At 46.2% G+C, this 21,167-nt stretch carries 19 protein-coding genes and 2 tRNA genes; 12 read left to right on the top strand and 9 right to left on the bottom strand.

What is annotated here, in order from left to right:
- Nucleotides 1–2: 2 nt before the first annotated feature.
- The gene (locus FD963_RS06185; RefSeq protein WP_215361152.1) at nt 3–548 is read left to right on the top strand and encodes a hypothetical protein; all 546 of its coding nucleotides are present in this window, start codon (nt 3–5) and stop codon (nt 546–548) included.
- Nucleotides 549–563: 15 nt separating this feature from the next.
- Here FD963_RS06185 and FD963_RS06180 read toward each other — a convergent pair whose 3' ends face one another.
- A complete protein-coding gene (locus FD963_RS06180; RefSeq protein ID WP_215361150.1) occupies nt 564–1,949 on the bottom strand; it encodes a phosphomannomutase/phosphoglucomutase in 1,386 nt (461 codons plus the stop codon).
- 75 nt (nt 1,950–2,024) lie between these two features.
- Complete coding sequence (gene pgi / locus FD963_RS06175; RefSeq protein ID WP_215361145.1) at nt 2,025–3,551, bottom strand: glucose-6-phosphate isomerase; 1,527 nt, start codon at nt 3,549–3,551, stop codon at nt 2,025–2,027.
- Between the two features lie 137 nt (nt 3,552–3,688).
- On the opposite strand from pgi, the gene FD963_RS06170 reads away from it, so the two are divergent.
- Both FD963_RS06170 and FD963_RS06165 read left to right on the top strand, forming a co-directional pair.
- On the top strand, nt 3,689–4,834 hold the full coding sequence (locus tag FD963_RS06170) for an NAD(P)/FAD-dependent oxidoreductase (protein ID WP_215361143.1): 1,146 nt from the start codon (nt 3,689–3,691) through the stop codon (nt 4,832–4,834).
- A 44-nt stretch (nt 4,835–4,878) separates the two neighbouring features.
- Nucleotides 4,879–4,968: transfer RNA gene (locus FD963_RS06165), tRNA-Ser, on the top strand.
- A gap of 83 nt (nt 4,969–5,051) precedes the next feature.
- Here FD963_RS06165 and FD963_RS06160 read toward each other — a convergent pair.
- Together FD963_RS06160 and FD963_RS06155 are read right to left on the bottom strand one after the other, a co-directional pair.
- Complete coding sequence (locus FD963_RS06160; protein ID WP_215361141.1) at nt 5,052–5,633, bottom strand: hypothetical protein; 582 nt, start codon at nt 5,631–5,633, stop codon at nt 5,052–5,054.
- A gap of 105 nt (nt 5,634–5,738) precedes the next feature.
- A complete protein-coding gene (locus FD963_RS06155) occupies nt 5,739–6,692 on the bottom strand; it encodes a hypothetical protein (protein ID WP_215361138.1) in 954 nt (317 codons plus the stop codon).
- Between the two features lie 46 nt (nt 6,693–6,738).
- Between FD963_RS06155 and FD963_RS06150 the strand changes: the two genes are divergently transcribed.
- Nucleotides 6,739–8,187, top strand: coding sequence for a sensor histidine kinase (locus FD963_RS06150; RefSeq protein ID WP_215361136.1), 1,449 nt, complete (start codon nt 6,739–6,741; stop codon nt 8,185–8,187).
- A gap of 99 nt (nt 8,188–8,286) precedes the next feature.
- Nucleotides 8,287–10,392: an alkyl/aryl-sulfatase gene (locus tag FD963_RS06145; protein WP_215361134.1), complete on the top strand. Its 2,106-nt coding sequence runs from the start codon at nt 8,287–8,289 to the stop codon at nt 10,390–10,392.
- Nucleotides 10,393–10,496: 104 nt separating this feature from the next.
- Here FD963_RS06145 and FD963_RS06140 read toward each other — a convergent pair whose 3' ends face one another.
- A complete protein-coding gene (locus tag FD963_RS06140; RefSeq protein WP_215361132.1) occupies nt 10,497–11,744 on the bottom strand; it encodes a CaiB/BaiF CoA-transferase family protein in 1,248 nt (415 codons plus the stop codon).
- 76 nt (nt 11,745–11,820) lie between these two features.
- On the opposite strand from FD963_RS06140, the gene FD963_RS06135 reads away from it, so the two are divergent.
- Both FD963_RS06135 and FD963_RS06130 read left to right on the top strand, forming a co-directional pair.
- The gene (locus FD963_RS06135) at nt 11,821–12,810 is read left to right on the top strand and encodes a tripartite tricarboxylate transporter substrate binding protein (protein ID WP_215361131.1); all 990 of its coding nucleotides are present in this window, start codon (nt 11,821–11,823) and stop codon (nt 12,808–12,810) included.
- Between the two features lie 7 nt (nt 12,811–12,817).
- The gene (locus FD963_RS06130) at nt 12,818–13,615 is read left to right on the top strand and encodes an enoyl-CoA hydratase/isomerase family protein (RefSeq protein WP_215361128.1); all 798 of its coding nucleotides are present in this window, start codon (nt 12,818–12,820) and stop codon (nt 13,613–13,615) included.
- Nucleotides 13,616–13,642: 27 nt separating this feature from the next.
- Here the strand turns inward: FD963_RS06130 and hemW are convergent, their stop codons facing one another.
- Genes hemW through rph form a run of 3 tightly spaced genes read right to left on the bottom strand, consistent with a single transcriptional unit; the run spans nt 13,643 to nt 16,162 of the window.
- Entirely contained in the window at nt 13,643–14,848 is a 1,206-nt protein-coding gene (gene hemW, locus FD963_RS06125) for a radical SAM family heme chaperone HemW (protein ID WP_251367198.1), read from the bottom strand.
- Entirely contained in the window at nt 14,823–15,413 is a 591-nt protein-coding gene (gene rdgB, locus FD963_RS06120) for an RdgB/HAM1 family non-canonical purine NTP pyrophosphatase (protein ID WP_215361125.1), read from the bottom strand. Before rdgB ends, hemW begins: the two co-directional genes overlap by 26 nt.
- Nucleotides 15,414–15,421: 8 nt before the next feature.
- Nucleotides 15,422–16,162 carry a ribonuclease PH gene (gene rph / locus FD963_RS06115; RefSeq protein ID WP_215361122.1) on the bottom strand — a complete coding sequence of 247 codons (741 nt, stop codon included), beginning with the start codon at nt 16,160–16,162 and terminating at the stop codon, nt 15,422–15,424.
- 68 nt (nt 16,163–16,230) lie between these two features.
- On the opposite strand from rph, the gene FD963_RS06110 reads away from it, so the two are divergent.
- Genes FD963_RS06110 through FD963_RS06095 form a run of 4 tightly spaced genes read left to right on the top strand, consistent with a single transcriptional unit; the run spans nt 16,231 to nt 20,484 of the window.
- On the top strand, nt 16,231–17,160 hold the full coding sequence (locus FD963_RS06110; RefSeq protein ID WP_215361120.1) for a YicC/YloC family endoribonuclease: 930 nt from the start codon (nt 16,231–16,233) through the stop codon (nt 17,158–17,160).
- 16 nt (nt 17,161–17,176) lie between these two features.
- Nucleotides 17,177–17,815, top strand: a complete 639-nt coding sequence (gene gmk, locus FD963_RS06105) for a guanylate kinase (RefSeq protein ID WP_215361118.1) — start codon at nt 17,177–17,179, stop codon at nt 17,813–17,815.
- Between the two features lie 44 nt (nt 17,816–17,859).
- Nucleotides 17,860–18,063, top strand: a complete 204-nt coding sequence (rpoZ, locus tag FD963_RS06100) for a DNA-directed RNA polymerase subunit omega (RefSeq protein WP_011902918.1) — start codon at nt 17,860–17,862, stop codon at nt 18,061–18,063.
- 15 nt (nt 18,064–18,078) lie between these two features.
- Complete coding sequence (locus FD963_RS06095; protein ID WP_215361116.1) at nt 18,079–20,484, top strand: bifunctional (p)ppGpp synthetase/guanosine-3',5'-bis(diphosphate) 3'-pyrophosphohydrolase; 2,406 nt, start codon at nt 18,079–18,081, stop codon at nt 20,482–20,484.
- A gap of 3 nt (nt 20,485–20,487) precedes the next feature.
- Here FD963_RS06095 and greB read toward each other — a convergent pair whose 3' ends face one another.
- Nucleotides 20,488–20,988 (bottom strand): transcription elongation factor GreB, encoded by a 501-nt coding sequence (greB, locus tag FD963_RS06090; RefSeq protein WP_215361114.1) that lies wholly within the window; start codon nt 20,986–20,988, stop codon nt 20,488–20,490.
- Between the two features lie 18 nt (nt 20,989–21,006).
- Here greB and FD963_RS06085 point away from each other — a divergent pair.
- Nucleotides 21,007–21,083, top strand: a tRNA-Arg gene (locus tag FD963_RS06085).
- Nucleotides 21,084–21,167 lie beyond the last annotated feature (84 nt).

Here is a 21,167-nt window from a genome sequence, read left to right as displayed (position 1 = left end):
AAATGAAAATAAAGCAATTAAACGCATCCTACTTAGCCCACGATGATCGACTTCTGTTTCGGTTTAATACCGATGAAAATACAGAGTTCCGATTTTGGTTTACGCGTAGAGTCACGCTATTCATCTTGGCAGCTACGCAGCATTTGATTGTCAAAAAACTAGAGCAAACTCATACGCCTGAAGCTGCAAAAGCAATTGCTGAATTTGGTAGTGTTGCGGCACATGTCGCACAAGATCGGGATCAAAAAGGATCTGAGCCATTTCAGCCGGCAGATAATTTTCCATTTGGGGCGGATCCATTACTAGTAATGGATGTTAAATGTAGTCTAGAAAAAGAGTTGCTTGAGGATATTTTGTCACTGGATTTGATCTTGCCTGGAGGCGCTAATGTCAATCTCAAATTGGCTGGTTCAATTCTTTATGGAATGTGTTCATTGCTGAATCAGCTTCGGGAGCATGCGTCATGGGGCGATGTTCCGCCAGTGGTAGATCAGACCTCAAACGAACAGGAGGATAAAAAAGAGGGCACAAAGCCCTCAGTTCACTAACTTCTTGTTTAGCAACTAAAAAGGTAACTTAGCTTCCGGCTTAGCGGCCAACAACACAGCCTTAAACTCCGCCTGAATACGCGCGATAGCTTCTTCACTATCGGCTTCAAAACGCATCACTACTACCGGTGTGGTATTTGAAGGTCTGGCCAAGCCAAATCCATCTTTATATTCCACTCGCACTCCATCAATAGTATTAATTGACTCAGAGGTGGGGAACTTAGCATTAGCCTTTATGGTTTCTAGTAATTCAAAAGGCTCTCCTTCAGCGCAAGCAAGTTGTAACTCAGGCGTGCAAATGGCGTTTGGTAAATCATTGAGTGTTTGATTCGGATCCTTCTCTTTAGAGAGGATCTCTAGCAGACGTGCGCCCGTATAGAGCCCATCATCAAAACCAAACCAACGGTCTTTAAAGAAGATATGGCCGCTCATTTCACCAGCAAGAGGTGCGCCAGTTTCTTTGAGCTTGGCTTTCACTAAAGAGTGGCCTGTTTTCCACATTAAAGGCTCACCGCCATGCTGCTTTACATAAGTTGCGAGGTTGCGGGTGCATTTGACGTCATAAATAATCTGGCCACCTGGATTGCGTGAGAGCACATCCTTAGCAAAAAGCATCATTTGACGGTCTGGGAAAATCACTTGACCATCTTTTGTGACAACGCCCAAACGATCGGCGTCACCGTCAAACGCGAGGCCTAATTCATTATCGGTAGTCTGTAGGTTCTTGATGAGATCTTGCAAGTTTTCAATATGAGCGGGGTCTGGATGATGATTCGGAAAATGGCCGTCTACCTCACAGAAGAGTTCCTGCACTTCACAGCCTAAAGCTCTAAACAGTTTTCCTGCAAATGCGCCGCCAACTCCATTGCCACAATCAACAACAATCTTCATGGGACGTGCCAATTTCACATCGCTCACAATGCGCTCTAAGTACATTGGGAAAATATCAAAGGTGCTTCTAGCGCCCTGACCAGAAGCAAATTGCTTGGCTTCAATATGCTTACGTAATGCCTGAATCTGATCACCATAAATTGCAGCACCCCCTAGAACCATCTTGAAGCCGTTGTAGTTCGGGGGATTGTGGCTACCGGTAATCATGATGCCGGATTTTGGCTTCTTGCCATTGAGCTCTTGGTTGGCGCCAAAGTACACCATAGGTGTAGCAACCATACCTAAGTCAATGACGTTAATGCCGGTTGAAAGTAGTCCTTCAGTCAAGGCTTCAATCAAGCTTGGGCCAGATAGGCGCCCATCACGACCAATGACGACCTCTGTTTCGCCAAGTTTACGCATCTCGGTACCAAATGCTTGGCCAATCAATTTAGCAATTGATGGATCCACTGTTTCATCAATGATGCCGCGAATGTCATAAGCCTTGAAGATGGATGGAGAAAGTTGCATGAAAGACCTTTAAATTAAAGGAGGCGCAGGGCGCTCAATAGATTGATTGAAAGACTAAATCAAGAATTTAGGAAGCTAAGAATTTAAGAAATTTATACGAGCAGCAGTAATCGCATCAATACTATCGTCCGCAATAACATGGTCGGAACCGCTGGCAAGGGCTTTCTCAATTGGCTTAGCAAGAACCTTGCCATATTCAACGCCGGGTTGATCAAAGCTATTGATATTCCAGAGGGCGCCTAGAGTCGCGGCACGGTTCTCATAAAGGGCTAATAAAGCCCCTAAATAGAAGGCATTTAGTTCAGGAAGTAGCAATAAGCTGCTTGGGCGCTTACCTGGGTAAACATTATTCGGATTGCTATCGGTCTTGCCATGGGCTAGAGCCTGGGCCTGGGCTAAACAGTTGGACAGCAGAATACGATGATGTGCAACAGCCTCAGGAAGATCACTCATGGGCTTACGAACCGCAATGAAATCAATCGGAATGATTTCAGGGCCTTGATGAAAGAGTTGAAAATAGGAGTGCTGCGCATTACTGCCAGCGCTGCCAAACACCACTGGTGAAGAATGTTTAACCGGTTTGCCATCTTTACCAATACTCTTGCCATTGCTTTCCATATCGAGTTGCTGCAACCACTTTGGAAACCAATCCAAAGCATCTGCATACGGAATGGCAGCATAGGCTTTAATGCCGTGCTTCTCTTGTTGGTATAGCAAGGCTAAAGCCATGATGACCGGCAAATTGCCTTCTAGAGGCGCATTCTTAAAATGCAAATCCATCGCATGCGCGCCGGCTAAAAATTCTTCGAAGGTCTTAAAGCCATATTGCAGGGCAATCGGCAGGCCGACTGCAGACCAAACAGAGTAACGACCGCCAACCCAATCCCAAAATGGGAAGATGTGATCTTCTTCAACCCCAAACTCTTTGGCTGCTGCCACATTAGCGGTAACCGCAAACAAGGTTTTGTTAATTTGGCTATTCGTACAGCCAGAAGCTTTCAGCCAAGCCACGACTGCCTTGGCGTTCATGGTGGTTTCTAAGGTGGTGAATGACTTGGAAACAATAATGACGCGGGTGCTATGAGGAAGTGCACGATCCAGAATGCGGGCTAATTCAGCAGTATCGATATTGGCCAAGAAATGCATGCGCATACCGCGGCTTTCAATATCGGGCACATGTGCTAATGCTTCAATTGCTAAGCGTGGCCCAAAGTCTGAGCCACCAATTCCAATATGAATGACATCGGTGACGCCAACCCACTTATTGCAGAGTGCTTCAATACGGCGCCATACTTCTATAACTGCCGGCATGACATCCTGACCATCCAGGATGACAGGAGATTTTGAGAGATTGCGGAGTGCCGAATGAAGTGCAGGGCGATCTTCGCTCTGATTAATATGTTTGCCAGCAAATAGATCGGCAATAAATTCTGAAAGATTTGTCTTGCGGGCGATATCAAATAGAGAGGCCCAGCTTTTTGCATCCATACCTTGATAGGCAGTATCCAGAACCACATCCACGGCAGAATGAGCGCCATTGGGCATAACGCCAGGGAGGCTATCAGTGGAATTAAGGTTGTCAGAATCAGGCTTTAAAGACATATCTAGATTTTATCAAGAAGGGGCTCAAAATCCCCTAAAACACTGAAAATGTTAGGATTTCGGTATATTCAATGTCATTAAGTAGTCAAAAATTGAAAAATAAGTAATAAAGACAAACCAAATACGGGTGGAGATAGATGGAGCAGGTTGATTGCGTCGTGGTGGGTGCCGGAGTTGTCGGATTGGCTGTCGCCCGCGAAATGGCGCTTCAGGGCCGTGAAACCATCTTGCTTGAGCGCGAGAGTTCTTTTGGAACCATTAGCAGCGCTCGCAATAGCGAGGTTATTCATGCTGGCATTTATTACCCAAAAGATTCTTTGAAGGCCAAACTTTGTGTAGAGGGTAATCGGCTACTCTATGAGTACTGCCGTAGTCACCAGGTGGCTACTCAACCCTATGGCAAGCTGATCGTTGCGGCTGATGATGATCAAATCAATGACTTGCAAGCGATCTTATATAAAGCACAAAAGAACGATGTTCCTGAAATTCAGATGATTTCAGGAGAAGAGGCAAAAGCATTGGAGCCAAATCTCAAATGTGTTGCCGCAATTCTCTCATCTACCACAGGTATTGTTGACAGCCACGGCTATATGCTCTCACTGCTCGGGGGCTTTGAGGATGCGGGTGGTATGGTCGCCTACCAATCACCTTTAATCAGCGCAAAGCCAATCGGAAATCATGCGGAGGGTGGTTATGAGTTAACCATCGGCAGTGTCGATGGCGCTGATGGTATGCAAATCAAAACTAAGCTTCTCATCAATTGCGCTGGTATAAGTGCACCAGCAATTGCGCAAAAGATTGAAGGCTTAAAGCAAGATCAAATACCCAAAGCCTACTTTGCTAAAGGCAATTATTTCTCGCTCTCTGGCAAATCGCCATTTAAGCATTTGATCTATCCCATTCCAGAGCCTGGTGGTTTGGGGGTACATCTCACTTTAGATATGGGTGGTCAGGCAAAGTTTGGGCCTGATGTGGAATGGCTCGACATCGATTCTGAAGAGCAAATTGATTACAAGGTCAATCCAAAGCGAGGAGAGGGCTTTTATGAAGCTGTCAGACGCTATTGGCCGGATTTGAAAGACGGTTCCCTTCAGCCCGATTATTCGGGGGTGAGGGCAAAGATCGTGCCGCCAAATGCTCCTGCAGGCGACTTTTGCTTCAACACCCCCAAGGATCATGGACTCCAAGGCCTCTTTAATCTATATGGCTTTGAGTCCCCTGGATTAACCTCCAGCCTTGCGATTGCCAAGCATTTAGAGGGGCAAATCAAAAGTTCTTTATAATCTGGTGCTTGAATCAACCGTGATTCACAGTAAGTAGAATTAAAGGAAGAGTGGCAGAGCGGTTGAATGCACCAGTCTTGAAAACTGGCGAGGATGAAAGTCCTCCGTGAGTTCGAATCTCACCTCTTCCGCCAAGTTACATGTGAAAAAGCCCAGCAACTACTTGCTGGGCTTTTTGTCTTTTCAGCTACTGGAAAAGAATTACTTCATTTTTTGATTACTTCTTAGCTGCTGGTGCAGTTACCACTGCAGCAATTGCTTCTGTGTAAACCACTTTTACTTGATCGTTTACAGCGATATCTTTCATTAAGTCAGGATTCTGAACCTTAACCTTGATGATGTTTCCTTGTGGACCCTTCAAAGAAACGATATTTTTAGCTGCATCAATCGCTTCAACATTGGCGGTTGCAGTAACGGTATTGGTCGTGATCATCCCTGGCTTGTCACCTTGTGGGGCAGTTGTAGTACTAGTGCTAACTTGTTCGCTAGTTGTGCCTGGATTTTTTACCTTAACCAACTCAATAGCTACCGCAAGTTCATAGACAACGTCAAAATGATCGCCCACTTTAATTTCTGCAAAGTTCTTTACTTCAGGACCAGCAACAATGGAGGTTTCGCCATCTTTGTTCTTGAGGGTAACTGTGCGAGTCGCTGCATCAATTTTAGTTACTTCACCATCATAGATAAGTGCGGATTCTTGAGCGGCCACACCAGCAATAGGCGCTTTTGGTTTGGTGAGGAATAAGTAGCCGCCAACTGCGATTGCAGCAATGACAACAGCAATGATAATTTTTTTCATAATGGTTGGATCCTTAAGGTGTTAAAAGTGCGTCACCGCTGAGTGGTGACGCGGAAACAAGTAAATACTAGCAATTCAGTATTTGTAGCTATTGTATTGCCCATATTAGAAGCTGGCAGCTAAGCCAATAGAGGTTCCGTGCACATTTTGACCAAATTGGTAGCGAAACACCACTCTGATGCGAGTAAAGACAGGATCAGATGCGCTGCGATCCAATTCAATACCAGTACCTACGGAGGAGAGGGAGTTAAACCCCAAGGCTCCTCGTAAGTCGCCCAGGAATTCGGTATGTGCCACTTCAAACACAGCTCTTAAAGGTCTATCTAGCAGTGTGATCGGCGTCGGAATGCGACTTCTAGCCCAAAGTGCCAGACTTTGCGAATCAGCTGAACCTTGCACTGCAGTGGAGGTATCAAATGTTTGTACTGGAATATTGGTATAGCGTAACTCCACGTCAATCTCTTGATCGGGTTGGTAGTTCTCATAGTCCAGCATGACCGAGCCACCCAAACCATAGGAATTCATACGGCCGCCATTGAGGAATTGTAGGTCAATACTTTTTTGATTCTGAAGAACCCTAGAAGCAATCGAAAGATCGCTCTCTAAATGCCCCAGCATGACATTGGCAATAGGGCGGAAACGCAATTCATTGGTAATTGGAAAATCCCAACCAATACCGCCGGTGCCTGTGATGCTGTTCCAATGAACCGGTACTGTAACGGATGTATTGGCGATTCCATCACTAAACGTTGGGTTGTAACGATTAACCGCTAAGGTCCCCTCTAAATAAAGAGGAAAGTTTGCGCTAATTCGATCACCGCCTCCTAGAGAAATCATTTGCAAGTCGGAGTTATCGCCACCATTGTTACGGATCGACAACGATCCTGTTGTCACATCCGGTGTAAGTGAATAACCCGTAATCGTCATAAAAGCGTCAGCGCGCTTTTTAAGATAGTTGTTAGCGGCGTTATAAAAAGCCGATTGGGCATGAGCAAAGCTAACCCCAGCGACTAATAGGGTGACAAAGAAAAGGAGTTGGGATCTACTAAAAAGCCGCATGACACGCATTTTAGCGAATCAATTCAGTGGATGTACCATAGCAAACATGAAGCTGCTCATTTCTATCTACTTCTTTATTCTGGCCGTCATTCAGATGGGCCTATTTTTTGGAATCTATCACTATTACCGCTCTCAGAACCTCCTGAGACCCAGTTTGTATTGGATGTCCTCCCTACTAGTGAATGTGGTGGGGTTATTTATTTTTGGGGCAGGAATTATTACCCTCCAAAATATTGCTAATCCAGAATTTAATTTCACGGTAGCCAATACCTTCTTCTATGTAGCAACGATGCTGCAAGCATTATTTTGTCAGTCACTCAATCATGAAGTTTCTAAGCGAGTAAAGATAGTTGCCTCAGTTTCAGTCCTCATTTTTATTGCCGTATTTGATTCCATGCGTCTATACGGATCTTTTGAAAGTCGTACTGCGGTAATGGCAGGGCTTGCTAGTATTTTTTATTGCTGGCAAATATATGAGCTAGGTAAGAAGAGAAAATCTTCCCCATCTAAGCAATTGGTTTATATGCAATACGCCAATTTTGCTGAAATGTTTTTTGCTTTAGGGCGATTCGTCATCATGGTTGCCTCGGCCTTTACCATTCGTCAAGTTGATCAGATCCCTCAACTGCTGATTCTGTTTACCATTTCCCAACTTGTGATGAATACCTTGTCATATATTGCGATTGGGGGATACTGGGCCGAGCAAATTACTATTGCGAATATCAAAACAGCGAATGAAAGTGAAGCTGCTAAAGCGCATTTACAGGAGCGAGAGCTCCTAATCGCATCGCTATTAAAGGCCAATAAGACCGCCAGTACCGGGGCTTTATCGGCCTCTATTGCACATGAGCTTAATCAGCCCTTGGGTGCTTCTAGTTTAAATATTCAATTTTTGCAAAAGAAAATAGCAGAAGGAGAATTGAATCCTAACTTACAGAGAGAAGTTTTGGATTCTTTGTTGGCAGACAATCAGCGTGCAGCAAGTATTATTCGTTCCCTTAGATCGGTGTTCGCTGATGAAAAGATGGCATCTACAAAAGTTGACCTTGCTGAATTAATTGATTTAGTGCTTACCATTGCTCGCCCAGAAATTGTTAAGCAGAATATTCGGATGGTTCTCAAGTTCGAGGAAGACCTCTTTATCACTGCTAATAAGGGAGAACTTCAACAAGTACTATTGAATTTAGTGAACAACGCAATTGATGCATTGAAGTCGACTGAAAATTTAAATAAATTAATCACGATTCGAGGCGAGCATAGTAGTACTGGCGTTCAAATATCGATCGCAGACACAGGCTCAGGAATTGATGAAAATGTGCAGACCCACATTTTTGAGCTGCTTTCAACTACCAAGGGTTCCGGTATGGGAATTGGTCTTTGGTTATGTAAGCATATTGTGATGAGACACGGTGGATCTATCTGGTTTGAGTCATTCCCTGGCAAAGGGACTACCTTTTTCATTGGCTTACCTGTTGTTGCAGTCTACGCAATTTAATATTCTGAATAGACTGACATTAGCTGTGGGGCTAATTGCCATTGATTAGCTCAAACATATCATTGAAGTAATCAAAATACTTTTTTACTTTGGGCTTTTATGAAAATCAAACTCACACAGTTTTCGGTAGCGGCCACATTAATGACCGCTGGGTTGGCGATTGCGGCAGGGGGTGGTGGTGTGGTGGCGGATCCTGGCGCTATGCAGGGGAAGCATTTCGATCCAAAAGGTAAGGCGCCATCAAGCTATACGGTTGAGCTGCAAAATGGATTGCGCAAGACGCTGCCTTTCGAAGATCAGCGTGATTTTGAGGAATCCAAAAAAGGCTTCATAGCAGCCCCGCCATATAAAACGATCATGGCCGATGCTGGCAACGTGGCATGGGACATGGGTAGTTATGAATTCCTCCTGCAGGGGAAAGACTTTGATAGTGTGCACCCTTCATTGCAACGTCAAGCTATTCTCAATATGGGCTATGGCTTATATGAAGTTGTACCAGGAAAAATTTATCAGGTTCGTGGCTTTGACTTGGCCAATATTAGTTTCATCAAAACAGATACTGGTTGGATAGTTTTTGATCCACTAACCGCTAAAGAGACTGCACGCGCAGCCCTAGAGCTCGTAAATGAGAAGTTGGGCAAACGTCCAGTAGTAGCAGTCGTGTACTCCCATTCGCATGGTGATCATTTTGGTGGTGTGCGTGGTGTAGTCGATGAGGCAGACGTGAAGAGCGGCAAGGTCAAGGTCATTGCGCCAGCTGGTTTTATGGATCATGCGATTGCTGAAAATGTCTACGCAGGCAATGCTATGACCCGCAGAATGTATTTCCAGTACGGTGTGTTATTGCCTCGCAGCCCATTTGGTCACGTCGACCAATCCATTGGTAAAAATACTGCTGCTGGTAATCTAGGGTTGATTGAGCCTAACGTCTATATCAATCAACCTTATGAAAAAATGACCGTGGATGGCGTGGAAATGGAATTCCAAAATACTCCAGGCACTGAAGCTCCTGCGGAGATGAATACCTATTTCCCGCAATTTAAAGCATTCTGGGCGGCAGAAAATATCACTGGCACCATTCATAACATCTACACCTTACGCGGCGCCTTAGTTCGCGACTCACTGGCATGGTCCAAGAACATTAACAACGCTTTATATCGTTATGGCACTGAGAGTGAGGTCATGTTTGCATCGCATACCTGGCCGCGCTGGGGTAATGAGCGCATACAAGAGGTGATGCGTACCCAACGCGATAGTTATGCTCATCTTCATAACGAAGTGCTCCATTTAGCAAACAATGGCGTCACTATTAATGAAATCCAGAATGTATATAAACAGCCTGAGAGTCTGAAGAGGCAATGGGCAGCTCATAGCTATCATGGTTCCGAAGAGCACAATAGTCGTGCCGTGATAAATCGTTATCTAGGTTATTGGGACGCTAACCCAGCAACACTAGCGCCACTATCCCCAAAAGATTCGGCACCACTGTATGTGGAGATGATGGGTGGCTCGGCCAAGATCATGGCTAAGGGCAAAGAGCTCTATAAGCAGGGCAAATACCGTGAAGCTATGGAAATTGTTAACAAGTTGGTTTATGCGCAACCGAACAATACGGCCGCCAAAGACTTGCTGGCAGATATTTTTGAGCAGATTGGCTACCAAAAAGAAAGTCCAAGTATGCGCAATAGCTTCTTGGGGGCCGCTTATGAACTACGCCATGGCATGCCTTCAGGGGCATCACCGAAATCCAATGGCCCAGACATGATTAAAGGCATGACAACCGAACTCTGGCTCAATGCTTTGGCTATCAGCATGGACAGCAAGAAAGCGGCGGACATGAACTTTGTAATTAATCTCTCTACACCAGACAATGGTGAAAAATTTGTAATTGAGATGAGTAATTCTGCTTTGACCAACATTAAAGGTCAGCAGGCCAAGAATCCAAATCTGACCATCACATTAAATCGTAGTGATCTCGAGCAGGTGATGGGTGGACAAACAACTTTTGAAAAGTTGCTAGCTGAAGGCAAGGTGAGGTTTGATGGTGATCGCAAATCATTCGATCAACTCAGAAGCACCTTGACGGTCTTTGTGCCTGATTTTGAACTCATGCCAGGTACTAAAGGTAAGGCGGCTCCTAAGCCAGCTGCTCCAGCCAAAGATCCATTCTCAGCACAAGAGATGGCCATTACTGCTGGCGAGTAACTAAAGCAACTGGCGTAATTAGGCTTCTCTAAAATTAAAAAAGGCTCTACGGAGTCCTTTTTAGTTTCTTTTTTACTTAATCATTACGTTTATTAAGCTACAAACTAGGGTGCAAAAGCGCCACCCGCTTCAAGAGACTTCAGTTCATCACCCGCAATACCGAGCTCAGCAAGAAGCTCGCTGGTATGTTCACCCAACAAAGGAGGGTGGCGATACACCTGTTGTGGCGTGCCATTCATTTTGACGGCAAAACCAATATTAGGCACCTTGCCTTCAATAGGATGATCAATCTCCATCCGCATCTTACGATGACGGCCATGCTCGCTATCGAATGCCTCTGGATAGGTGTTGATAGGGCCTGCAGGGATGCCTGCGGTCAATAAGGTGTCTACCCATTCATCCGCAGTTTTGGAGACAAACGTTTTCTCAAGCTCAGAAGCTAGCTCTAAGCGATTGCCTAAGCGCAGTGGATTTGTTTTGAAGCGGGCATCTTCAAATAATTCAGGACGCTCAATCTTGTCGCACAGCAACTTCCACAGTTTTTGATTTGTAGCACCCATGACAAAGTAACCATCAGCAGCTTTCATGGCTTGGTAGGGGGCGCTCATATGATTGGCTGTGCCAAGTTTGTAGGGCTCAACTCCAGTACCCCAGTATTGAGCGGTATCCCAAATGGAGAATGCCAAAGCGGAATCAAAGAGTGAGGCATCAATAAACTGACCTTCACCCGTTTTGGTTTTGCCAATATATGCCGACAATATTCCATATACCGCAAAAAGTGCGCAGCCAATATCAGCTACCGGAACGCCAGCTTTAACTGGAGGACCATCTGGATAGCCTGTAACGCTCATGACGCCAGACATCGCTTGGGCCATGAGATCAAAACCAGGGCGTTCTGCCCATGGGCCAGTTTGGCCAAAGCCAGAAATGCTGGCATAGACCAAACCAGGATTGATATCTTTTAAAGAGGCGTAATCGATTCCTAGTTTTTTCATCACCCCAGGGCGATAGTTCTCTACCAAAATATCAGCGGTTTTGACCAACTCAAAGAATACTTTCTTACCGGCCTCGGTTTTGAGATTCAAGGTGAGACTACGTTTATTGCGGTTCATGTTCAGAAAGCCCATACTGTCTGAACCCTTCATCTTGAAACCCATTGCGCCACGAGTCTGATCACCTGTGCCCGGAGGCTCGATTTTGATAACATCCGCACCTAAGTCCGCCAATAGCATGCAGCAGTAAGGGCCGGCCATGACCTGGCTGACGTCAAGCACACGTACTCGTGAGAGGGGTAATGGTCTTGATCCATCATCCGCACCATTTAAAGCGTCATTTATAGGTGTTTTCGTCATTGTCTCGTTGCTTCTTATATGTTTAGAATTAGTCTCTAATAGTATCAAACACAATAAAAACAATTTTGGAGACTTTATGTTGCTTAAATCGCCTCAGTGGGCTGTTCGTAGTTTGCTCGCAATTACTCTGGCTACGAGTTCGTTCTTTGCTTTAGGGCAGCAGTCTTACCCAACAAAACCAATCCGACTGATTGTTGGTTTTGCACCTGGTGGCGGTACCGATATTGTTGCTCGAGCCCTGGCCCCAAAAATGGGTGAGATTCTCGGTCAAAGCGTGATTGTGGAAAATAAATCTGGTGCGGCGGGAACAATTGCAGCCGATCAAGTTTCCAAGTCGAATCCGGATGGCTACACTTTACTAGTAGGTCACTCTAACTCCAATGCGATTGCGCCATTTGTGCTGACTAACGTTCAATACAATCCTGCAACGGATTTCACACCTATTACTTATTTGGGATATGTGCCGAACGTTTTAGTAGTGAAGGCTTCATTGCCTGTGAACTCGGTATCACAATTAATCTCCCTTGCTAAAGCAAATCCAGGTCAGATGACTTATGGTTCGTCTGGTATTGGCAGTACTCAACACTTAGCAGGTGCTTTGTTTGCCAAGATTGCTGGCATTCAGTTAAACCATGTGCCCTATAAAGGTAGCGGTCAGGCCATCATTGATTTGCTAGGTGGTCAAATTACGATGAACTTTGATACCTTGCCGCCGAACTTGCAGCAAATTAAAGACGGCAGCTTGAAGGCTTTGGCAATCTCCACCCCAAAACGATTATCTATTCTTCCAAACGTACCTACGTTTAACGAAGTGGGTATTACAGGATTTGACGTCACGAACTGGTACTCCATCATGGGTCCAAAGGGCATGGATCCTGCAGTAGTGAACAAGATTGACCAAGCTGTTAAAGCCGCCATGGCCGATCCACAAATTAAAAAGACACTTGATTCACAGGGTTTACAGCCTGAAGGGCCTGCAACACCTGCAGCATTTAGTTTGTTCTTAGCTGGCGAACTGGCGAAATACCAGCGTTTAGTAAAGAGTCTGAATATTAAGGCTGAATAAACTCTCTATGAGTGATTCCGGAAAAGGAGGTAATGTTGCTCAAGTCGTTTTAGAGACGCAGGGTGACATTGCCTACATTACTTTTGATCATGTAGCGGCTCGCAATGCAATGACAGTAGGGATGTATCAAAGCCTGAAGTCGATCTGTGAAGATATTGCTAAGAATCCCAAGATACGTGTAGCCATCTTACGCGGTGCTGGCGGCAAGTCTTTTATATCCGGTAGTGATATAGCGCAATTTGCTAGCTTTAAAGATGGTCACGATGGCATTCGTTATGAAGAGGGTATTGATGATTATCTGGGTCCGCTTGCCACCTTGCCCATCCCAACAATTGCCGTTGTCGATGCTATGGCTGTTGGGGGTGGATTAGCAATAGCCAGTTGCTGTGATTTCCGAATCTCAACTCCCGAAGCTAAGTTTGGCGTACCTATAGCCAAAACACTTGGTAACTGTTTATCTGCTGCAAATGTTGCATGGCTAGTTGCTCATCTAGGAATCAACATTGTTAAGCGGATGCTGCTTCTTGCGGAAATGATTCCTGCAAAAGAGTTGCTCCAACAAGGTTATCTTTTAGCAACATACGAGCAAGAGCAGCTAGGTCAAGAGGCTGCCAATCTCGCAGAGCGACTGAGTAAGTTGGCTCCCATTACCCAAAAATCTAGCAAGCTGGTATTGGCTAGATTAATTAAAAACAATCTGCCCGACTGTAGTGACCTCATCAGTGAAACCTATGGCAGCAATGATTTCCAAGGCGGAGTTGCTTCATTCTTAAAGGGTGAGCCACCTATTTGGACGGGTAGCTAGCGCTCAACGCATAGCGGCTAAAACGGTTTAATCCAAAAACATTTCTTGCAGATTATTGAGGTAGCGCATTCCTAGTGGTGTGGCTTTCAGCTGACTGGGATTCTCATCCAGTAATTGCTTGTTACTAGCTTCAGCTAAGCCTTTGCTAATCACGTTTAAAGGCAGACCTGTTCTTTCGCTGAAAGTATTGGTGGCAACGCCATCTGTCAGTCTTAGGGTATTGAGCATGAATTCGAAAGGCAGATCCTTAGCTTCAAGAACCCGAGATTCAATTAACGCATTTCCCTTGGACTCCATTGCTTGCATATAACTTTCTGGATGGCGTTCCCTTACTTGGCGAGTAATTTTGTCTGGAAAAGAAATCTTTCCATGAGCGCCTGCACCAATGCCCATGTAATCACCAAAGCGCCAGTAGTTCAGGTTGTGTTTGCACTCTTGGTTTTTCTGAGCGTAGGCAGAGACTTCATAACGTTTGTAGCCTGCCTTGGTGAGTAAATCTAAATTCTGCTCAAAGATGGCATCCACTTCATCATCGCTAGGTAATTGTGGAGGAAAGTTTGCAAAGTAGGTATTCGGTTCCAACGTGAGATTGTAGAAAGACAGATGGGGCGTTTTAAAAGAAAGGGCTGTCTCAATATCTGCCTTGGCTAAATCTAATGTCTGCTTTGGGAGCCCGTACATCAAATCCAGATTCACCGATTTGAAGTGTTTCAGGGCAATTGCTATTGCGCGCTTGGCTTCCTCGCCATTGTGTATACGTCCCAAGGCTTTGAGCTGTTCATCCTGAAAGCTCTGAACTCCGATCGACACACGATTAATCCCTGCCTTTGCAAATCCTGCAAATTTATCGGCTTCGATTGATCCTGGGTTTGCTTCCATCGTAATTTCAGCATCGGGCTCAAGATTTACTCGAGCGCGGATAGCGCAAAGTAATTGATCCATGCCTTCGGCTGATAGCAGGCTTGGCGTTCCCCCACCAATAAAGATGCTATGGACCTGACGCCCCCAAATATTAGGTAATTCAGTTTCTAGGTCAGCAATCAGTGCATTGATATAGCGCTGCTCATCAAAGCCCGCCCTGGTAACACCTTCTTTAATTTGATGTGAATTGAAGTCACAATAAGGGCATTTCTTTTCACACCAAGGAAAGTGAATATACAAAGCCAAAGGAGGCAATGCAGTTAGCGTTACTTTGTTGGGGCTCGAATTAAGCACGACTTTTGAGTTGTGCAATCAATTCACGTAGTGCTTGACCGCGATGACTGATTGAATTCTTTTTTTCTGGCTCTAGCTCAGCAGCGGTGCATTTTTGATCCGGCAAAAAGAAGTGGGGGTCATACCCAAAACCATTGCTACCCGATGCCTGATCAATAATTTGCCCATACCAACGTGTTTGCACAATGATGGGTTCGGGATCATTTGCGCTATTTACGAAAACCAAGGCGCACACATAATGCGCTCCTCGATCTGCCTGATCTTTTAATTCTTGAATGAGTTTACGATTGTTTGAGACATCATCACCTTGCTCACCAGCAAAGCGAGCCGACAAAACGCCGGGCTTGCCGTTTAAAGCATGTGCACATATACCAGAATCATCGGCCAACGCCGGCAAGCCTGATGCAGCGCTTGCATGCCTTGCCTTAGTAAGAGCATTCTCCACAAAGGTGAAGTGTGGCTCTTCTGCAGAAGGAATGCCCAATTCACCCTGGGGGATCACTTGAAAGTTCAAGGGCGCCAATAGTGCCTGAAACTCTTTTACCTTGCCGGCATTGTTAGATGCGAGAACGAGTTTTTGCATGTCGATCTTTATTTCAATGCATCACTTTGCATTTGGGTGAGCTCTTGAATACCTTGTTCGGCCAGATCCAGGAGTGCATTGAGCTCCGCCCTTGAGAAAGCGACACCTTCTGCTGTGCCTTGAACTTCAATCATTCCGCCTTTGCCGGTCATGACCACATTCATATCGGTATCGCAAGAAGAGTCTTCTGGGTAATCCAAGTCCAGCACTGGAACGCCTTGATAAATGCCAACTGAAATTGCAGCAACGCTATCGATAATGGGGTCCTTGCTCAGGACGCCACTTTTAAGAAGTTGGTTTACTGCATCACGAGCCGCAACATAGGCGCCAGTAATGGATGCAGTACGTGTTCCGCCATCAGCCTGCAGCACGTCGCAATCGAGGTGAATAGTTCTCTCGCCCAGTACTTTTAAATCAAAGACGCTACGCATGGCACGGCCAATGAGGCGCTGAATTTCTTGGGTACGACCAGATTGTTTGCCACGGGCAGCTTCACGATCGCTGCGGGTATGGGTGGAGCGGGGCAGCATGCCGTATTCAGCGGTTACCCAGCCTTCGCCAGAGCCTTTCTTATGTGGAGGCACCTTTTCGAGGATGCTGGCAGTACACAGCACCTTGGTATCCCCAAAGGCAATTAATACCGAACCTTCAGCATGCTTGGTAAAGGCTCTAGAGATGGTTACTGGACGCAAATCGGTGGGCTTACGGCCGCTAGGGCGGGCAATATTGGCTGGGTTTGCTGTGCTCATGGAAAGGGGGTCCTGTGGGGTTAGGGTCTGGATCGGGTCTAGTTCAATAATGAATCTACAATGTCCATATGATATCGAGCATGACTGGTTATGGCAGCGCTTCTCGCCAAGTCTCCCTAGGGGCGGGCGTAGTTGCTGATCTGCAGGTGGAATGTCGGGCAGTTAACAGCCGCTTTCTGGATCTAGGATTTCGTCTTCCGGACGAATGCCGCGGGGCAGAGCCTGCCTTACGAGAACTGGCTACTCAAAGCCTTTCTCGGGGCAAGGTGGAGTTTAGGGCGGCATGGCGGGTCAATAGTGCCGCAGCAGGTGCCGCCAAAAGTAATCCCCATGCCCTAGGTGCGATTAGTCGAGATCGTCTTGATGCCCTTTATACCCTTCAAGAGAAAGCCCAGGAAGCATTTCCAAAAGCACAAGAATTGAGTATTTCTGAAGTGTTGCGTTGGCCTGGCATTGTTTCCGAGCCTCGGGGCGAAGAGGATAGTTGGATCACTGCCACTGTCGAGGCTGGGCGCGCAGCCCTAGCAGCCCTCATGGAGAGTCGTCATGCCGAGGGTAAGGCCTTGGTTGGTGTACTTACCAGTATCACTGGCAAGATGCGCGATATCGTTAGAGTAATTGAGCCCAAAGTTCCTGAGTATGTAGCCCAGTACCAAGAAAAGCTCACAGAGCGTCTTGCTGAAGCGCTAGCTGCTCAAGAACAAGCCAAGGCGGGCGCTGAACTGATGGAGCGTATTCGTCAAGAGGTTGTGCTCTATGCAGTGCGTATCGATGTGGCTGAAGAGTTTGCGCGCTTAAAGACTCATCTTCAGGCAGTAGATAACGCACTTGCAGGCAAAGGCCCTGTTGGTAAGCGTTTAGATTTTTTGATGCAAGAGTTGAATCGCGAAGCCAACACCCTAAGTTCTAAGTCTGTATCGGAAGAATGCACACAAGCAGCCTTAGAACTCAAGCTTATGATTGAGCAAATGCGTGAGCAAGTTCAAAACCTCGAGTAATCCATACTATTGATTTATGACTAACTCCACTCCAACACCATCCTACCAAGGCAGCATGTTGATGATTGTTGCGCCCTCAGGCGCAGGAAAATCCTCTTTGGTAAATGCCTTACTTAAAGACGAAGCTGGACTGAAGTTATCTTTATCAACCACTACACGTACACCGCGACCTGGTGAAGTTGATGGCAAGGATTATCGGTTTCTGACAAAAGAAGATTTTTTGCAAGAACGTGATCTGGGATATTTTCTAGAATGGGCAGAAGTCCATGGTCATTTTTATGGGACTTCAAAACCTTGGATTGAATCTCAAATGCAGGCAGGCAGCGATGTCATGCTGGAGATTGATTGGCAAGGCGCCCAACAAATTCGGAAGTTAATACCTTCTGTGCAGTGGATCTTTATCTTCCCGCCATCCATAGAGGCTTTAGAAGAGCGTCTACGTAAGCGTGGTCAGGACGATGAGGCAACGATTCAACGCCGCTTGGCAGCTGCCCATGTAGAGCTTTTGCATGCTCATGAGGCAGATTACATCGTGGTGAACGATTCTTTTGACCAGGCTTTGGTCGATTTAAAGCACATATTAGCTTCCAGCCGTCTGCGCTCTGGCCCCAGTATGGCCAGAAATCCAGCGCTTTTGAAGCGCCTCGGGGTCTAATCAGTTATCCTATAGGTATTGAAGCTAAATTAAGTGAGTCCAGCATGGCACGTATTACTGTAGAAGATTGCCTTAAAACTATTCCAAACCGTTTTGAACTGGTTTTGGCTGCGACATATCGTGCTCGCCAATTAGTACAAGGTCACTCCCCACGCGTTGAGTCCAGAGATAAAGCTACCGTAGTTGCATTACGTGAAGTAGCTGCTGGTGTGACTGACCGTGACATGTTGACCAAAGTACCTCTGTAATTAAGGGGTTCCGGTGTGGAGCTCCCTTTAGGAATAGCCAATACATCGGAAAAAGTAGGAAGCATCTCGTCTAAGGATGCTTCGCTTGACGCTTCACGAGACTCAGCTCAAGCACAGTTGTTGGATACGGTTTCCGACACACCAATTCAAAGTGGTAAAAAATCCATCATTGCGAGTTTGTTGGCGCAATCGAGTCGCCATTTGTTCGGCCCGACATCTGCGCCGATACTTCCGCTCAAGCATCAAGTAGTTTCTATTGAGGGATTGCTGGCGAAGCTCTCTTATCTGAAGCCTGATGAGATTGCACAAGTTAAAAAAGCATTTCAGTTTTCTGACGCTGCGCATTTAGGTCAATACCGTCATAGCGGCGAACCTTACATTACCCATCCAGTTGCTGTGGCTGAACTATGTGCAACGTGGCGCTTGGATGCGCCATCCATCATGGCCGCATTGATGCATGATGTGATTGAAGATACCGGCTGTACTAAAGCAGATTTGGTTGAAAAGTTTGGCAATAAGGTGGCAGAGTTAGTTGAGGGCTTAACTAAACTCGATAAATTAGAATTTCAAAGTCATGCTGAGGCGCAAGCAGAGAGCTTTCGCAAGATGTTCATGGCTATGGCGCGTGACGTGCGTGTCATCTTGGTCAAGCTTGCTGACCGCACCCACAATATGCGCACCTTGGACGCTGTACCCATGGAGAAGCGCCGTCGGGTAGCTGCTGAAACAATTGAAATCTACGCACCAATCGCCCATCGTCTTGGGCTAAATATCATTTACCGCGATCTACAAGATCTCAGTTTCCGCTACTCCATGCCCATGCGTTTCCGAGTCATTGAGGGAGCTGTTAAGCGTGCACGTGGCAACCGCAAGGAAATGGTTGAAAAGATTTTGCAGGCTTCACGCATGGCCTTTGCTAAAGCCAATTTAGAGGTTGATCTGCGCGGTCGTGAGAAGACGCTCTTTAGCATCTATACCAAGATGCGCTCAAAGCATTTAAGCTTTTCACAGGTATTAGATGTTTATGCTTTCCGCGTAACGGTGAATTCGATTGATGAATGCTATCGCGCTCTTGGTATCTTGCATGCGCTATACAAGCCCATGCCGGGTAAGTTTAAGGATTACATTGCCATTCCTAAATTAAATGGCTATCAATCCTTGCATACGACCTTATTGGGCCCATCTGGCGTGCCGGTAGAGTTCCAGATTCGCACAACTGAAATGCATGCGGTTGCTGAGGCGGGAGTAGCGGCGCACTGGGCTTATAAAGACGGCTCTCCTGATATGAGCGAAGTGCAAAACAGGGCTCACCAATGGCTTCAGTCATTAATAGATATTCAGGATAGCAGTGGCGACTCTCAAGAATTTTTAGAGCACGTCAAAATTGACTTGTTCCCAGACGCGGTTTATGTATTTACACCCACTGGGCAGATTAGGGCCTTACCAAGGGGCGCAACTGCTCTAGATTTTGCTTACTCTATCCATAGTGATCTGGGTAATACCTGCGTAGCCGTCAAAATCAACGGCCTGCAATTGCCTTTGCGTAGCGAGCTTAAGAATAGTGACATTGTTGAAGTCATTACTTCGGCAAGTTCACAACCCAATCCAGGTTGGTTGGCATTTGTGCGGACCGGAAAAGCGCGCGCCTCAATACGACATTCCCTTAAAACTAAACATTATTCTGAATCACTTCAACTAGGCGAGCGCCTTTTAGCAAATGCTTTACGTCAACAGGGTGTTGATGCTGCTTTGTTAAGCCCAGAAATTTGGGAAAAGCTAACGCATTGGACGGGTGATAAAACCCGCGAAGAAGCATGCGTCAACATTGCTTTAGGCAGACGCTCTCCTCAGGAGCTCGCTATTCGTCTGAAAATTTTGATTGATGATGAGGGTGGGGCTGAGCAAATGCGTTTAGGTGTTGCTGATTGGGTCGCGCCGAACCAAGAGGCAAGCCATCATCAACAACGCCAAGCTATCTTGGTCGATGGGCGTGAGGGCAATTCGATTCATTTCCAAACTTGCTGCCATCCTATTCCAGGCGATAACATTATTGGCTACCTTGGCAAGGGCGAAGGGTTGCAAGTTCATACCAACGATTGTCCGGTGGCATTGCGCATGCTCTCTAAGGATAGTGATAAGTGGGTCGAGGTTGAGTGGGGCAAAGAGCTGAATCGCGAGTTTGAATTAGATCTAGCGATCGATACGCGTCAGGGCAAGGGTGTTTTGGCTAGAGTGGCAAGTAGTGTTACTTCAGCGGACTCCAACATCATGAATGTATCGATGGAAGATCGTTTCAAGGAAGATTCGGTCACCATCCGCTTTACCATCCAGGTTTATGACCGATTGCACCTATCTAAGGTGATGCGCAGTTTGCGAGCCAATCCTGATGTCATGCGCGTGACGCGTACTCGTGCTGTTTGAGTTTTACAAGTACTGAACATCTAAGATTTCAATTTCAGCAGGGCCGGTGGGTGTTTGAATAAAGACACAGTCCCCGATCCGAGACTTAATTAAGGCTTTGGCTATTGGTGAGACCCAGCTGACGTGCCCCTTGTCTAGGTCAACCTCATCAACGCCCACTATTGTGATTAGAGTCTTCTTATTCGCTTCAGGTCCCTCTAGGGTTGCGTAGGTCACTGTTGCTCCAAAAAATACCTGTTCAGCGTCATTTTCTCCCGATTTTCGAGCGGAATTATCGACAACCAGGGCAAATTCTAGGCGTTTATTAAGGAAGCGGATCCGTCTATCTATCTCTCTTAAACGCTTTTTCCCATAGATATAGTCCCCATTTTCGGACCGATCGCCATTGCTGGCAGCCCAGTGGACAACCTTGACAACCTCCGGTCTATCAAGGTTTAAGAGCTGAAGTAGCTCGGTCTTAATGCGTTCGTGACCAGCGGGGGTGATGTAGTTCTTCTCTTCCATGGCATAATTATGGCTGTTGCGGCTGTAGCTCAGCTGGATAGAGTACTTGGCTACGAACCAAGGGGTCGTGGGTTCAATTCCTGCCAGCCGCACCAACCTTTATGAGGGCCTAGTTGAAAGACTGGGCCCTTTCTCTTTTTAGGCTTTTCTCAGATCTTTCACAGAGATACCTTATAGTC

The sequence above is a fragment of the Polynucleobacter sp. JS-JIR-II-50 genome (genome assembly GCF_018687895.1).
Taxonomy (GTDB): Bacteria; Pseudomonadota; Gammaproteobacteria; order Burkholderiales; family Burkholderiaceae; genus Polynucleobacter.
The sequence above is the reverse complement of the archived record's forward strand: the minus strand, read 5'-3'. Positions and strand labels throughout refer to the sequence as shown.